Annotated in this window: 13 protein-coding genes; 6 read left to right on the top strand and 7 right to left on the bottom strand. The window is 67.0% G+C overall.

The genetic code is table 11. The features are described from left to right. Positions 1-16: 16 nt before the first annotated feature. The 3 genes from pqqE (at position 17) to LRS53_RS10235 (ending at position 3383) form a co-directional block, all read left to right on the top strand. Positions 17-1168 (top strand): pyrroloquinoline quinone biosynthesis protein PqqE, encoded by a 1152-nt coding sequence (gene pqqE, locus LRS53_RS10245; RefSeq protein WP_231355796.1) that lies wholly within the window; start codon positions 17-19, stop codon positions 1166-1168. A 164-nt stretch (positions 1169-1332) separates the two neighbouring features. Next, a complete protein-coding gene (locus LRS53_RS10240) occupies positions 1333-1857 on the top strand; it encodes a GNAT family N-acetyltransferase (RefSeq protein ID WP_231355795.1) in 525 nt (174 codons plus the stop codon). A 119-nt stretch (positions 1858-1976) separates the two neighbouring features. Then, positions 1977-3383: a YncE family protein gene (locus tag LRS53_RS10235; protein WP_231355794.1), complete on the top strand. Its 1407-nt coding sequence runs from the start codon at positions 1977-1979 to the stop codon at positions 3381-3383. An 869-nt stretch (positions 3384-4252) separates the two neighbouring features. Here the strand turns inward: LRS53_RS10235 and pcaC are convergent. The 7 genes from pcaC to LRS53_RS10200 form a co-directional block, all read right to left on the bottom strand. Beyond that, complete coding sequence (pcaC, locus tag LRS53_RS10230) at positions 4253-4648, bottom strand: 4-carboxymuconolactone decarboxylase (protein ID WP_017642968.1); 396 nt, start codon at positions 4646-4648, stop codon at positions 4253-4255. 11 nt (positions 4649-4659) lie between these two features. Beyond that, entirely contained in the window at positions 4660-5448 is a 789-nt protein-coding gene (gene pcaD / locus LRS53_RS10225; RefSeq protein ID WP_231355793.1) for a 3-oxoadipate enol-lactonase, read from the bottom strand. 16 nt (positions 5449-5464) lie between these two features. Next, positions 5465-6823, bottom strand: a complete 1359-nt coding sequence (locus LRS53_RS10220; protein WP_231355792.1) for a 3-carboxy-cis,cis-muconate cycloisomerase — start codon at positions 6821-6823, stop codon at positions 5465-5467. A gap of 15 nt (positions 6824-6838) precedes the next feature. Beyond that, complete coding sequence (locus LRS53_RS10215; RefSeq protein ID WP_231355791.1) at positions 6839-8131, bottom strand: MFS family transporter; 1293 nt, start codon at positions 8129-8131, stop codon at positions 6839-6841. 238 nt (positions 8132-8369) lie between these two features. Then, positions 8370-9584: a 3-oxoadipyl-CoA thiolase gene (gene pcaF, locus LRS53_RS10210; RefSeq protein ID WP_231355790.1), complete on the bottom strand. Its 1215-nt coding sequence runs from the start codon at positions 9582-9584 to the stop codon at positions 8370-8372. Next, a complete protein-coding gene (locus tag LRS53_RS10205; protein WP_017642963.1) occupies positions 9581-10366 on the bottom strand; it encodes a CoA-transferase subunit beta in 786 nt (261 codons plus the stop codon). The genes pcaF and LRS53_RS10205 overlap by 4 nt, the downstream gene beginning before the upstream one ends. Positions 10367-10369: 3 nt before the next feature. Beyond that, the gene (locus tag LRS53_RS10200; protein WP_231355789.1) at positions 10370-11218 is read right to left on the bottom strand and encodes a CoA transferase subunit A; all 849 of its coding nucleotides are present in this window, start codon (positions 11216-11218) and stop codon (positions 10370-10372) included. Between the two features lie 207 nt (positions 11219-11425). Here LRS53_RS10200 and LRS53_RS10195 point away from each other — a divergent pair, with 207 nt between their 5' ends. The 3 genes from LRS53_RS10195 (at position 11426) to LRS53_RS10185 (ending at position 14089) form a co-directional block, all read left to right on the top strand. Continuing rightward, complete coding sequence (locus tag LRS53_RS10195; protein WP_017642961.1) at positions 11426-11644, top strand: VF530 family DNA-binding protein; 219 nt, start codon at positions 11426-11428, stop codon at positions 11642-11644. A 105-nt stretch (positions 11645-11749) separates the two neighbouring features. Next, complete coding sequence (locus LRS53_RS10190) at positions 11750-12760, top strand: AraC family transcriptional regulator (RefSeq protein ID WP_231355788.1); 1011 nt, start codon at positions 11750-11752, stop codon at positions 12758-12760. Between the two features lie 132 nt (positions 12761-12892). Further along, complete coding sequence (locus LRS53_RS10185) at positions 12893-14089, top strand: serine hydrolase domain-containing protein (RefSeq protein WP_231355787.1); 1197 nt, start codon at positions 12893-12895, stop codon at positions 14087-14089. Positions 14090-14227: the final 138 nt, after the last annotated feature.

Below are 14227 nucleotides of genomic sequence, written 5' to 3'. Positions count from 1 at the left end.
GCTGCCTGGAGTGCCCATGCAACTCCCGCAGCCGCCGGTCATAGCCAAGCCGAATGTCGGCCTGCCGCTGTGGTTGCTGGCCGAGGTCACCTATCGCTGTCCGCTGCAGTGCCCCTATTGCTCCAATCCCCTGGACTTCGCCGCCCAGGGTCGCGAACTGACCACCGCGCAGTGGTTCAAGGTCATGGCCGAGGCACGGGAGATGGGCGCGGCCCAGATCGGCTTCTCCGGGGGCGAACCCCTGGTGCGCCAGGACCTCGCCGAGCTGATCCGCGAGGCGCGCCGGCTGGGCTACTACACCAACCTCATCACCTCCGGCATCGGCCTCACCGAGGCGCGCATCGCCGAATTCAAGGAGGCCGGCCTGGACCATATCCAGATCAGCTTCCAGGCGAGCGACGAACAGGTGAACAACCTGCTGGCCGGCTCGAAGAAGGCCTTCGCCCAGAAGCTGGCCATGGCCAAGGCCGTCAAGGCCCATGGCTACCCGATGGTGCTCAACTTCGTCACCCACAGGCACAACATCGATCGCATCGACCAGATCATCGACCTCTGCCTGGCGCTGGAAGCCGACTTCGTCGAGCTCGCCACCTGCCAGTTCTATGGCTGGGCCGAGCGCAATCGCGCCGGTCTCCTTCCGACCAGGGCCCAGCTGGAGCGCGCCGAACGCATAACCAACGAGTACCGCGCGCGCCTCAAGGCCGAGAATCATCCCTGCAAGCTGATCTTCGTTACCCCGGACTACTACGAAGAGCGCCCCAAGGCCTGCATGGATGGCTGGGCCAAGCTGTTCCTGACCATCACGCCGGACGGCACCGCCCTGCCCTGCCACGGCGCCCGGCAGATGCCCATCGCCTTCCCGAACGTGAAGGAGAATGACCTCAGGCATATCTGGTACGACTCCTTCGGCTTCAACGTCTACCGCGGCTACGACTGGATGCCCGAGCCCTGCCGCTCCTGCGACGAAAAGGAAAAGGACTACGGCGGCTGCCGCTGCCAGGCCTTCATGCTCACCGGCGATGCACGCAACGCTGATCCGGTCTGCGCCAAGTCACCGCACCACGACCTCATCCTCGCCGCCCGCCAGGAAGCCGAGACCGCGACCCAGCGGATCGAGGACCTGCAATTCCGCAACGAGCGTAATTCGCGACTGATCGCCAAGGCTTGAAGCCAGAGGCGGCGCCAGACATGCCAAGGTCGTCGGTGGAATCCAGTCCCCCACAGCCTGGGCGCAGGCTTGCCAAGGGGACTCACCACCCACGGCTCCGGGGCATTTGCCTCCCGGCCGGGCAGTGACCATACTGCCCGGCCGGACCTTTTCCCCTCATCGTCATGCCTTCGATACGCCCGCTGCGCCCTGCCGACATCCCGGCCGTTCTCGACATCCAGGCGGCCAACTACCCCGCCGACCTGCTCGAAGACCACGCCTTCTACGCCAATCGCCTGGAACTCGCCCCGGAACACTGCTGGGTGGCGACCGATGCCGAGGATCGCCTGCGTGGCTATCTGATCGCCTATCCCTGGGACGACGGCCTGCCGCCGGTACTGGGTGCTCCTCTCAAGCAATTGCCAGGCGCGGCCTCGACCTGGTTCCTGCACGACTGCGCCGTGCATCCCGAGGCCCAAGGTCAGGGCGTGGCGGGGCGTCTCTATCGTCACGCCAAGGGCCAGGCCCGACGCGCTCGCCTGCGCCAGGGGCGGCTGGTGTCGCTGTCCAACGCCATCGGCTACTGGCAACGCCACCACTATCAACCGGTCCCGGCCGACGCCGCGCTCAAGGCCAAGCTGGCCGGCTATGGCGCCGGCGCCTGCCTGATGCAGCGCCCGCTCGGTACCCCGGATGCCGAGCACGCGTAAAACCTGCAAATCTAAATGCAGGTATTTCGCTTTCGCCTTAACATGGTCTAGCCCAGGAGGGCCTCTGCCGCCCGGCGCTCTGGCGCGGGTATCTTGATCGCCGCTACAAGGAATCCCTGATGAACATCGCTCTAGCGTCTTCGGCCAAGGGCCGGCGCGTCTTTTCCGTCACCCTGCTGGCCGGTCTGCTGGCGCTGGGCGGCCAAACCGCCCAGGCGCGCTCCAGCTTCGAAGCCCCCGATCCGGACTACCATGGCGAGATCAAGGCCAGCCCTGTCACCGGCACCGCCATCCTGGCCGGCAGCGAGGTGGCGCTGGACGGTCGCGGCTTCACCCCCGGTCAGCAGATCGCCCTGTCCCGCGGCGGCGTGGCGCTCAACCCCGACGCCGCCTATGTGGCTGACGCCCAGGGCACCTTCAAGGCGACCTTGCGCATCCCCGAAGACGCCGCCCCCGGCCAGCACCCTATCGTCATCAGCACCGCCCAGCCTTCGGGTGCTGCGGTCTTCCCGCTCAAGGTCTCGCCGGTGGTGCCACTATCCGGCGCCGACGCCTATAGCCTCACCGCGGTCAAACTGGTCCCGGGCCTCTACCAGGTGGACATCAGCGCCAAGACCGGCGCCCTGTTCGTCACCTCGGCCGTGGGCCGCCCGCCGGTCAAGGTCTCGCAACTGCTCAAGCTCGATCCCAAGGACCTGTCCATCCAGCGCCAGATCACCCCGGCCGCCGCGCCGGGCAGCGATGCCGGTGTCTACGCCGTCTACGGCGTGGGCGTGGACGATCGCAATGGCAACGTCTGGACCACCAACACCCGGCAGAACACCGTGGCGGTCTATCGCCAGAGCGACCTGGGCCTGGTCAAGCAATTCGAATCCGGCCTCGTGCCCCATGCCCACACCGTGGTGGTCGACGAGAAGCTCGACCGCGCCTTCGCCTCAGCGGCCATGACCCCGGACATCGTCAGCTTCGACGCCAAGACCCCGGCCGTGCGCAAGCACATCACCATCGAATCGGGCGTGCGCGGCGAGCGGTTCGCCGTGATCGGCATGCACCTGGACCCGGCGGTGCACAAGCTCTACGCCGTCAGCCTGAAGACCAACGAAGCCGCGGTGATCGACGCCAAGACCGAGCAGGTCGAGAAGGTCTTCCCGCTCCAGGGCGCCAAGACCCCCATGGGCGTGGCCCACGATCCCCAGACCGATCGCCTGTTCATCACTGCCCAGGGCAGCGACAACCTGCTGATCGTCGACGCCAAGACCGGCAAGACCCTGCACAACGTCACCACCGGCGCCGGAGCGCTGAATGTGGCCTTCGACCCGGTCAAGCGCCTGGCCTACGTCACCAACCGCGGCGCCGGCACCCTGACCGTGGTCGACCCGGACGGCACCATCAAAGCCAATCTGGAGCTGGGCACCTATCCCAACCATGCGGTGGTGGACGCCAAGGGAGTGGTCTACGCGGTGAACAAGGCCAAGGGGCAGGATGATGCCGAGGGGGATCGGATCACGCGGGTAGTGGCCAAGTAACAAGCCTGCAGCCCCTGGCTTGGGCTGGGGGCTGCTTTCGTAGGTTGGGTTGAGCGTTAGCGAAGCCCAACGTTGCAGGGCCTCACACTTGTTTAGTAGGTGCCATGGCTACTTATTGAGCGCTTGGAGAGTTTTTGTTTCGCCCACCCGGGCGAGTTACTTTTTGCATGCGCCAAAAAAGTAACCAAAAACGCTTGCCCCACGTTTCGGCGCCGCTCCGGGGGCACGGCACGAAGGGGCCTCCTGCCCCTCGCGCCTTGCTCGGCGTCCTGCCTCGCATCCCCCTCCGCGACACCTGCACTCGGCCTCACTGACGGGGCGGGACGCCAGCCTGATACTTCGTATTTTTAGGGAGAACCCAGAGCGATTCGTAGCGTGGAAAACCGCGTAACGTTTTCCACTTACGGAGTAACGCTTAACACGTGGACAAGGCTTCGCCGTTGTCCACCCTACCGGTTTGCACCCAAAGCATCAGGCGCGTGAATCGCCCCGTTCAGCAGGGCGAACGCCAGCGTCGTGGAGTGGGTCGAGCCGCAGGGATGCGGCGAGAGGTCCAGTGGGCCAGGGACGGCCCATCTGGACCGACCCCGGAACGGCGCTGGCGTGAGCGGACCCGGAGCGCAGCGCAGGGCCGGATGGTCGGGGCAAGCGTTTTTGCTTACTTTTTTGGCGACTGCAAAAAGTGAGTCGCCCGGGTGGGCGAAACAAGAACCTTCAAAGCACTCGATAACCAGCCCTGGCACCCAATAGCACAGGCGTTAGGCTTCGCTTCGCTCAACCCAACCTACGTCCTACGCCCGCCCCACAAACAACGACGCCCACCGGATCACTCCAGCGGGCGCCATTCAAGGGGGCGACTGAGGGAAAACTCACCCCTCCAGCGACTCCACCCCCAACTCATCCCACACCGCCTCCGCCAGGTGGAAGGTGGCATTGGCCGCCGGGATGCCGCAGTAGATGGCGCTCTGCATGATCAGCTCCTTGATCTCCTCCCGCGTCACGCCGTTGCTGCGCGCGGCGCGCAGGTGCAGGCGCAGTTCGCCTTCGCGGTTCATGCCGATCAGCATGGCGATGGTGATCAGGCTGCGGGTGTGCCGCGGCAGGCCCGGGCGGGTCCAGATGTCGCCCCAGGCGTGGCGGGTGATCATCTCCTGGAATTCTTCGTTGAAGGGGGTCAGCTTTTCCAGGCTGCGATCGACATGGGCGTCGCCCAGCACGGCGCGGCGGACCTGCATGCCGGCTTCATAACGTTCTCTTTCGTCCAAGATCGACTCCTTCAGGCGCTCAGGAAGGCCAGCACGCGCTGGGTAAAGGCAGCGCCCATCTGCACGTTGGACAGGTGGGCGGCGGGAAACTCGACGTACTCGGCGCCGGGAATGCGCTCCTGCAGGAAGCGCCCGTCGGCCGGGGTGGTCACGGCGTCGTGGCTGCCGGCGACGATCAGCGTCGGCGCACGGATGGCATCCAGCACCTCGCGGAAGTCGGCATCGCGCACCGCCGCGCAGTTGGCCGCATAACCCTGGGGCGAGGTCCCGGCGAGCATGGCGACGATGCGGTCGACCCGTTCCGGCTCGACGCTGGCGAAGTCGGGGGTGAACCAGCGACCGATGGAGGCGTCGCGCAGGTCGCGCATGGCCTGCTCGCCACCGGCTTCCACGGTCTGGATGCGGGTGTTCCACACCTCGGGGGTGCCGATCTTGGCGGCGGTGTTGCACAGCACCAGGCGGGTGACCCGCTCCGGCGCGTTGATGCCCAGCCACTGGCCGATGGAGCCGCCCATGGACAGGCCGCAGAAGGCGAATTGGTCGATGCCCAGGGCGTCGGCCAGGGCCAGGACGTCGCGCCCGTTCTCGTCCATCCGATAGGGACCGGGCGTCACCAGGGAGGCGCCGTGGCCGCGGGTGTCGTAGCGCAGCAGGCGAAAACGCTCGCTGAAGGCCGCGGCCTGGTCATCCCACATGGCGAGGTGGGTGCCCAGGGAGTTGGACAGGATCAGCACGGGGGCGCCCTCGGGGCCCTCCAGCCGGTAGTTCAGGTCGCCATCGGCGAGACGTACGCTGGGCATCAGGCAGTCCTCTGGTCTAGGGATTGGAAAGCAGGGTGCGGTGTTCGGCCAGGGCGCGGGTCACCCAGGCGCGGGCCTGCCCTTGGTAATGGGCCGGGTCCAGCAGACGATCCAGTTCGGCGCTGGAGAGTTCGGCGGTCACTTCCGGCGTATCGCCGAGCACCTGGCGCAGGTGACGCCCCTCCTGGGCGGCGCGCTTGCAGCTCTGCTCCACCAGGTGATGGGCGGCCTCGCGACCCAGACGCCCAGCCAAGGCGATGCTGACCGCCTCGGCCAGCACCAGGCCGTGGGTCAGTTCCAGATTGGCCTGCATCCGCGCGGCATCGACCTCAAGGCCGGCGACGATGGCCTGGGCCTGGTGCAGGGCGCCGGAGACCAGGCAGAACAGCTCCGGCAGGGTCTCCCATTCGGCGTGCCAGAGCCCCAGGCTGCGCTCGTGCTCCTGAGGCATGGCGGAAAACAGGGTGCTGACCAGACCCGGCGCGCGGGTGGCGGCGGCGATCAGCACCGCCGCGCCCACCGGATTACGTTTGTGCGGCATGGTGGAAGAACCGCCCTTGCCCGGCGCCGAGGGTTCGAAGACCTCGGCAGCTTCGGTCTGCATCAGCAGCGACAGATCGCGGCCCAGCTTGCCCAGGCTGCCGGCCACCAGGCCGAGCCAGGCGCCGACCTCGACCAGGCGGTCGCGCTGGGTATGCCAGGGTTGCTCCGGCAGGTTCAGGCCCAGCTCGCGGGCCAGAGCCTCGGCCACCGGCAGGGCGTCATCGCCCAGGGCGGCCAGGCTGCCCGAGGCGCCGCCAAATTGCAGCACCAGCACCCGTGGTCGCAGTTCGGCCAGGCGCTGGCGGTGACGGGTGATGGCGCCCAGCACCCCGCCCAGCTTCATGCCCAGAGTCACGGGCGTCGCGTGCTGCAGCCAGGTCCGGCCGGCCAGCACGGTACCGGCATGGCGCTCGGCCTGGAGCGCCAGGGCCTCGGCCAGTTGCGCCAGGTCGGCGTCCAAGAGGTCCAGCGCCTGGCGGATCTGCACGACCAGGCCGCTGTCCATGGCGTCCTGGCTGGTAGCACCGCGGTGCAGATGGCGCTCGGCCTCGGGGTCCTGGGCGGCGATCTGCCGGCCCAGGGCCTTGACCAGGGGAATGGCCGAATTGCCGGCGCTGACCACCGCCCGGGCCAGTTCGGCGGCATCGTATAGCTCGGCACGGCAGGCGGCGGCGATGGGCGCCACCGCCGTTTGGGGGATCACCCCCACCGCCGCCTCGGCGCGCGCCAGGGCCGCCTCGAAGTCCAGCATGCCCTGTAGTCGGCCGTGGTCACAGAACACCGCGCGCATGGCGGCGCTGGTGAAGTAGGCGTCGAACAGCAGGTTGGACATGGGGATTCCTCGGACTCAGTGATCGTGATGCAGGTAGGTGGCTTGTCGCGGCAATCTCAGGCTGACCAGGAAGGCCACCGCCAGCATCACCGAGACATAGATGTAGAAGACTTCCTCGTGCCCCTGGGTCTTGAAGCTCAGGGCGACGAATTCCGCCGAGCCGCCAAAGATCGCATTGGCCACCGCATAGGACAGGCCCACGCCCAGGGCGCGCACCTGCGGCGGGAACATCTCCGCCTTCACCAGGCCGCTGATGGAGGTGTAGAGGCTGATGATGGCCATGGCCAGGCAGATCAGCAGAAAGGCCACGAAGGGACTCTGGACGCTGGCCAGGGCGGTGAGGATCGGCCAGGTGCAGACCGTGCCCAGGCCACCGAACAGCAGCATGGAGGCGCGCCGACCGATGCGGTCGGAGAGCATGCCGAACAGCGGTTGCATCAGCATGAACACCAGCAGGGCGCAGGTCATCACGGCGCTGGCGGTCTTGGCGTCCATGCCGCTGGTGTTGACCAGGTACTTCTGCATGTAGGTGGTGAAGGTATAGAAGATCAGCGAGCCGCCGGCGGTGTAGCCGAGCACGGTGAAGAAGGCCGCCTTGTGATGCTTGAACAGGCCGCTCAGGGTACCGGCCTCCTTGTTGGCGCGGGTCTCGGCGGTGGTGGTCTCTTCCAGCGAACGACGCAGGAACAGCGAGATCACCGCCGCGGCGGCACCGACCAGGAAGGGAATCCGCCAGCCCCAGGCGCGCAGATCGGCGTCGCTCAGGACCTGCTGCAGGATCACCACCACCAGCACGGCCAGGAGTTGGCCGCCGATCAGGGTGACGTACTGGAAGGAAGCGAAGAAACCGCGCTGGCCACGCAGCGCCACCTCGCTCATGTAGGTGGCGGTGGTGCCGTATTCACCGCCCACCGAGATGCCTTGCAACAGGCGCGCGAGCAGCAGCAGCGCCGGCGCCGCGACGCCGATGCTGGCATAGGTGGGCAGGCAGGCGATGGCCAGGGAGCCGGCGCCCATCATCAGGATGGAGATGACCATGGAGGTGCGCCGGCCATACTTGTCGGCGACGCGCCCGAAGATCCAGCCGCCCAGGGGCCGCATGAGGAAGCCCGCGGCGAACACCCCGGCGGTGCTGAGCAGCTGCACGGTGGGATCGCTCTTGGGGAAGAAGGCGGCGGCGAAATAGATGGAGCAGAAGGCGTAGACGTAGAAGTCGAACCATTCCACCAGGTTGCCGGACGAGGCGCCGACGATGGCGAAGATGCGCTTCTTGCGCTCCTCGAAGCTGTAATGCGGGTGAGTGCTCATGGAGATCCTTAATTATAGGTATGGACGGACGGGGGACAGCCTACCGCCATCGGACCAAGAGAGACACACGCGGTTACAGGTAGGTGTGGGCATGGGGTGGGTGCAGCTAGCACGATTTATGAGGCCAGAGGCCCTGCGATCACATTCAGCCTCAATCGCGGCCATGGGCGCTCCTACAGAGCGTGATGCCTTGTAGGAGCGGCCCATGGCCGCGATGGGCGTAGCCGAGGACGAAAGGTTAAATCCCGTCCACCCGCTCCACCGCCAGCGCCAGCCCCTGGCCGACGCCCACGCACATGGTGGCGAGACCCAGGCGGCCGCCGGTCTTCTCCAGTTGGTGCACCGCGGTGAGCACCAGGCGGTTGCCGCTCATGCCCAGGGGATGACCCAGGGCGATGGCGCCGCCATTGGGATTGACCTTGGGGCTGTCGTCGGCCACGCCCAGCTCGCGCAGGACGGCCAGGCCCTGGGCGGCGAAGGCTTCGTTGAGTTCGATGACGTCGAAGGCCTCGATGGACAGGTCCAATTGCTGCAGCAGCTTGCGCACCGCCGGGGTCGGACCGACGCCCATGATGCGCGGTGCCACCCCGCCGCTGGCCATGCCCAGTACCCGGGCGCGGGGCGTGAGGCCGTGCTTCTGCACGGCTTCCGCCGAGGCCAGGATGATCGCCGAGGCGCCGTCGTTGAGCCCGGAAGCGTTGCCCGCAGTCACGGTCCGGTCCGGGCCGTTGACCGGTTTGAGCTTGGCCAGGCCTTCGGCGGTGGTGTCCGGACGCGGATGCTCGTCGCGCTCCACCACCACGTCGCCCTTCTTGCCCTTGAGGGTCACCGGGACGATTTCCTCGGCGTAGTAGCCGGATTCCTGGGCCGCCGCGGCGCGCTGCTGGCTGCGCAGGCCGAAGGCGTCCTGGTCGGCGCGGCTGACGCCATAGTCGGCGGCGACGTTGTCACCGGTGACCGGCATGCTGTCCACGCCATAGGCCTCTTTCATCGCCGGATTGACGAAGCGCCAGCCCAGGGTGGTGTCTTCCAGCTTCTGGCCACGGCCGAAGGCGCTGTCGGCCTTGCCCATCACATAGGGCGCGCGGGTCATGGATTCCACCCCGGCGGCGATCACCAGCTCCATCTCGCCCAGAGCGATGGCGCGATAGGCCTGGCCCACCGCTTCCATGCCCGAGGCGCAGAGGCGATTGAGGGTCACGCCCGGCACCGTTTCCGGTAGTCCCGACAGCAAGACCGCCATGCGCGCCACGTTGCGGTTGTCTTCCCCGGCCTGGTTGGCACAGCCCATGAACACTTCGTCCACCGCCGTCCAGTCCACCTGGGGATTGCGCTCCTGCAGCGCCTTGAGCGGAATGGCCGCCAGGTCGTCGGCGCGTACCGCCGAGAGACCGCCGTTGAGCCGGCCGATGGGGGTCCGAATGGCGTCGCAGATATAGACGGGGCGACTCATTCCTCAGCTCCTTTCTGGCCGCCGTGGGCGGCATTGGTCCGGGCCTGCAGATCACGCAGGGCGTCGAGTTCGGTCGCCGTCGGCGCTGCGGTGGTGGCGACCTGGTCGGCGAAACGGATGGCCCAGCCGGTGGCGGCCACCACCTGTTCGCGGGTCACACCCGGATGCAGGGCGGTCACCACGAATTCGTGGGTGCCCGCTTCCGGCTCCATGATGCAGAGGTCGGTGATGATGGCGGTCGGACCCTTGCCCGGCAGGCCCAGCTGTTGGCGGTGATCGCCCCCCTCGCCGAAGCCCACCGAGGTGATGAAGGCCAGCTTGTCGACGAAGCTGCGGTGCGACTGCTTGAGGATGATCAGCACCTCCTTGGCCGAGCCGGCGATTTCCGGGGCCCCGCCGGCGCCGGGCAGACGCACCTTGGGCTGGTGGTAGTCGCCGATCACCGTGGTGTTGATGTTGCCGAAGCGGTCGACCTGGGCCGCACCGAGGAAGCCCACGTCGATGCGTCCGCCCTGCAGCCAGTAGCGGAAGATCTCGCCGGTGGGCACCACGGTGTCGGCGGTCTCGGCCAGCTCGCCGTCGCCGATGGACAGCGGCAGCACCGAGGGCTTGGCACCGATGGGGCCGGATTCGTAGATCAGCACCACGTCCGGCGCATGGGTCAGGCGTGCCAGATTCGCCGCGGTGGATGGCAGGCCGATGCCGACGAAGCAGACGCTGCCATTGCCAAGGCGACGTGCCGCAGCCACGGTCATCATTTCATTGGTGGTGAAGTCGCTCATGATTCAGGCCTCCGCAGCCAGCTTCGCCTGGAAGGCGGCGAAGTCCGCGGTACCGCGGATGTAGGTGTCGATCCACTGGGTAAAGGTGTCGCGGTCGCGAGCGATCGGGTCCCAGGCCTGGTAGAAACGGTTGTCCCGCTCGTAGTAGCCGTGGGCATAGGACGGATGCGCCCCGCCCGGGACCACACAGACGGCGCTGAGCGCCCAGGTCGGCAGCACGCAGGCGTTCATCGGCGCCTGCAGGTCGTCGACGATCTCCTCCACGGTGACGATGCAGCGCTGGGCGGCCAGGGCCGCTTCCTTCTGCACGCCGAGGATGCCCTGGATCAGCACGTTGCCCTGGCGGTCGGCCTTCTGCGCATGGATGACGGTGACGTCGGGGCGCACGCTGGGTACCGCGGCGAGCTGCTCGCCGGTGAAGGGGCAGGCGATGAACTTGATGTCCGGATTGACCTTGGCCAGGTCCGAGCCCTGGTAGCCGCGCAGGACGGCGAAGGGCAGGTTGGAGGCGCCGGCGACATAGGCGTTGGCCAGGGCCGCGTGGCTGTGCTCGGAAATCTCAAGCTGGTGCGGCCAGCCTTTTTCCACCGCATCGCGCAGCCGGTGCAGCGAGCCGACTCCGGGATTGCCGCCCCAGGAGAAGATCAGCCGCTTGGCACAGCCGGCACCGATCAGCAGGTCATAGACCAGGTCGGGGGTCATGCGCACCAGGGTCAGGTCGCGCCGGTTCTGGCGGATCAGCTCGTGGGCGGCGGCGGTCGGAATGAGATGGGTGAAGCCTTCGAGGGCGACGGTCTCGCCATCGTGGACGAAGCGCTGGATGGCTTCGCTCAGGGACAGGATCTGGGCCATGGATTGTCGACTCGCGTCTTTGTTGTCGGCGCCGCCCGGTGCGGCGGTCTGGAGTCAGACTACAAAGCCCCATCCGCGCAAACAATCCGATAATCGACTAAGGGTTCGATTATCGAACAGCATCGCTTTATGGGCTGTCGACCCCTTCGACGCGCAGCGCGCTGTTGCAGCGGCTACACTGCCCTCCCCTCATCCAGAGCCCAGCCGATGTCCGATAAGCCCCGCGCCTCCCTCGAAGGCATCACCCTCGAAGCCCTGCTCACCCGCCTGGTGGAGCATCACGGCTGGGAAGAACTCGGTCGGCGCATCCCGCTGCGCTGCTTCACCCATGAGCCCAGTATCAAATCCAGCCTGACCTTCCTGCGCCGCACGCCCTGGGCGCGGGAAAAGGTCGAGCAGCTTTACCGACGCTTGCCCCGGCGCTAATAGCCTGACTAGAGCCTTTCGTCCCTGTCGACACCGCAGCAACCCTGCCCTATAGTCGAACGAACCACTGCGCCGTAGGCGAATACGCCGGCAGGGAGACAGGACATGCTCGAGAAAGCACTGCTCGTCGATGCTCAAGGGCGGCCGATCGCCCAGCACCACAAGGTCTTCTCCAACGCCTGGGACGAGATCAAGGCCTGGTCGAGCGAGGTGTACATGCCCTACGACGTGGCGCCCATCGGTCGCCACATCGCCCCGGCCTCGACGATGCACTCGGCGAAGATCGGCGCCATCACCGCCACCCGCTTCGCCTATGGCATCCCGGTACACATCAAGGATTGGGACCAGGACGCCGGCAACGCCTTCGTCGCCACTACCATCGGCGGGACCGCGCGGCACTGGGTGGATCGCGAACAGGCGGTCGAAACCCCAGTGGGCAGCTCTTTCGTCGTCGACTGCAGTCGGACCGATTACTGGGTCGACTTCGATCCCGACCATCTGCAATTCAACCTGACCATTCCCCACGGATTACTGGAGCGGACCGCCCTCGACTGGTTCGGCTTCAATCCCGGCGATGCGCTCTGGCAGGCCAAGGTAGGTCTGGGCGGCGCGGAATCCAGCTGGCTGGGGCTGATGGATTACGTCGCCCGCTCCATCGCCGAGGCGCCGGAACGGCTCACCCAGGGGCCGCTCGCTCGACATCTGGAGCAGACCATCTGCGTCCGCCTGCTCAACGAGTGGGCCTTGCGCGCCGGCTTGGACCTGAACGATCCCTGCCACCGGCTGGCCCCGCGCACGGTCCGCGCCGCCGAGCAATTCATGATCGAGCATGCTGCCGAGTTGCCCACCATGGCCGATGTCGCCCGCGCCGTGGGCACCAGCGCCCGCACCCTGAGTGCCGCCTTCAAGAGCTTTCGCGGTTATCCACCCAGCGCCTTCCTGCGCGAGCAACGCCTACAAGGGGCGCGCCGAGTCTTGAGCGCCGCACCACCCGGTGCCAGCGTGTCCGCCATCGCCGCGGCCTGGGGCTATATCAACATGGGCGAGTTCGCCCGCAGCTATCGCCTGCGTTTCGGCGAGCGACCTTCAGACACCCTGCGCCGCGGCACCGCCTGACCGTCTCGGCTATCTGCCGATGGCAGACAGCGCCTGCCGAGGCCGGATATCACCCCGGACCCCGGTCATCGCAAGATCTCGCCACGCGCGCCCGACCGGGCGCGTAAACCAGCGCCAGAGCGAGATCAGACGATGGCAGACACTCTCAAAACGGCCGCGGACGCGATCCTGGCCAGGGCAGTCGAGAGCACCTCAGGCGTTCCCGGCGTTGCCGCCGTGGTAGCCAACCGGCACGGCAATCTCTATGTGGGCGCCGCCGGCAGGCGCACCCTAGGCAGTGCCGACCTCATGGCGCCCGACAGCCTGTGCGCGATTTTCTCCACTACCAAGGCGATTACCGGGACCGCGGTACTGCAACTGGTGGAGCAGGGCCTGCTCGACCTGGATGCGCCCGCCAGCACCTATGTGCCCGCCATCGGCAAGCTGCAGGTGCTCGAAGGCTTTGCCGACGATGGCCAACCGCGCCTGCGTGCGCCGCGGCGAGCCATCACCACCCGCATGCTGTTGCTGCACACGGCAGGCTTTGGCTACGACTTCTTCAATGCGCACTACCAGCGCCTCGCCACCGAGCACGGCCAACCCAGCGTCATCACCGCTACCCGCGCCGCCCTGGAAACGCCGCTGCTCTTCGATCCGGGCGAACGATGGGAATACGGCTCGAACATCGACTGGGCCGGTCTGGTCGTGGAAAGCATCACTGGCCGGCGCCTGGACGAAGTTTTCGCGGAGCGGATCTTCGCTCCCCTGAGGATGCATGATTCCGCCTTCGTGCTTACCGCCGACATGCGCGACAGGCTCGCCACCCTGCACCAGCGCGACGCCACCGGCCAACTCGCTCCCCTCGACGACTTCGTGCTACCGCAGGAGCCGGAGGTCTTCATGGGCGGGCACGGCCTCTACTCGACGGCCCTGGACTACGCCAAGTTCATCCGCCTGTGGCTCAAGGACGGCGACGGCCCCGACGGGCGGGTGCTCAGGCCGGAGACCGTGCGGATGGCCGCGGCGAACGGACTCGGCGCGCTGAAGATCAGGGGCCTGCCCGGTGTCATTCCCCACCTGTCCAACCCGGCCGAATTCTTTCCCGGCATGGCGAAGTCCTGGGGACTGACCTTCATGATCAACGACACCGATGCCCCGACCGGTCGCCCAGCCGGCTCCCTGGCCTGGGCCGGGCTGGCCAACCTCTACTACTGGATCGACCGGCAGAACGGCATCGGTGGCTTCTGGGCCACGCAGATCCTGCCCTTCGTCGATCCGCCTTCGGTCAAGGGTTACCTGGACTTCGAAACGGTCGTTTATAGGGCGCTCGCGGCTCACCGCAGAGCCTGAGAAGCGCGCCCTGGGCGGCTCCTCGGCGCGATGGGGCTCTGGCAGTGGAGAGCGGTCTGCGGAGGGATTGCCGTAACGATGTGTGCCTGCGGTACCTGTGCCAGTGCCTGCCTCATCGGCGCTGGGTATCACGGCAAC

Source organism: Pseudomonas sp. PLB05, from assembly GCF_021106615.1.
In the GTDB taxonomy this organism is placed as follows: domain Bacteria; phylum Pseudomonadota; class Gammaproteobacteria; order Pseudomonadales; family Pseudomonadaceae; genus Chryseomonas; species Chryseomonas benzopyrenica.
The sequence above is the reverse complement of the archived record's forward strand: the minus strand, read 5'-3'. Positions and strand labels throughout refer to the sequence as shown.

Coding starts and splice junctions, on each gene's coding strand:
- LRS53_RS10220 (WP_231355792.1), bottom strand. CDS start 6,823: ATGTCCAACCTGCTGTTCGACGCCTACTTCACCAGCGCCGCCATGCGC.
- LRS53_RS10190 (WP_231355788.1), top strand. CDS start 11,750: ATGCTCGAGAAAGCACTGCTCGTCGATGCTCAAGGGCGGCCGATCGCC.
- LRS53_RS10235 (WP_231355794.1), top strand. CDS start 1,977: ATGAACATCGCTCTAGCGTCTTCGGCCAAGGGCCGGCGCGTCTTTTCC.
- LRS53_RS10195 (WP_017642961.1), top strand. CDS start 11,426: ATGTCCGATAAGCCCCGCGCCTCCCTCGAAGGCATCACCCTCGAAGCC.
- LRS53_RS10240 (WP_231355795.1), top strand. CDS start 1,333: ATGCCTTCGATACGCCCGCTGCGCCCTGCCGACATCCCGGCCGTTCTC.
- LRS53_RS10185 (WP_231355787.1), top strand. CDS start 12,893: ATGGCAGACACTCTCAAAACGGCCGCGGACGCGATCCTGGCCAGGGCA.
- LRS53_RS10205 (WP_017642963.1), bottom strand. CDS start 10,366: ATGAGCGACTTCACCACCAATGAAATGATGACCGTGGCTGCGGCACGT.
- pcaD (WP_231355793.1), bottom strand. CDS start 5,448: ATGCCCAGCGTACGTCTCGCCGATGGCGACCTGAACTACCGGCTGGAG.
- pcaF (WP_231355790.1), bottom strand. CDS start 9,584: ATGAGTCGCCCCGTCTATATCTGCGACGCCATTCGGACCCCCATCGGC.
- LRS53_RS10215 (WP_231355791.1), bottom strand. CDS start 8,131: ATGAGCACTCACCCGCATTACAGCTTCGAGGAGCGCAAGAAGCGCATC.
- LRS53_RS10200 (WP_231355789.1), bottom strand. CDS start 11,218: ATGGCCCAGATCCTGTCCCTGAGCGAAGCCATCCAGCGCTTCGTCCAC.
- pqqE (WP_231355796.1), top strand. CDS start 17: ATGCAACTCCCGCAGCCGCCGGTCATAGCCAAGCCGAATGTCGGCCTG.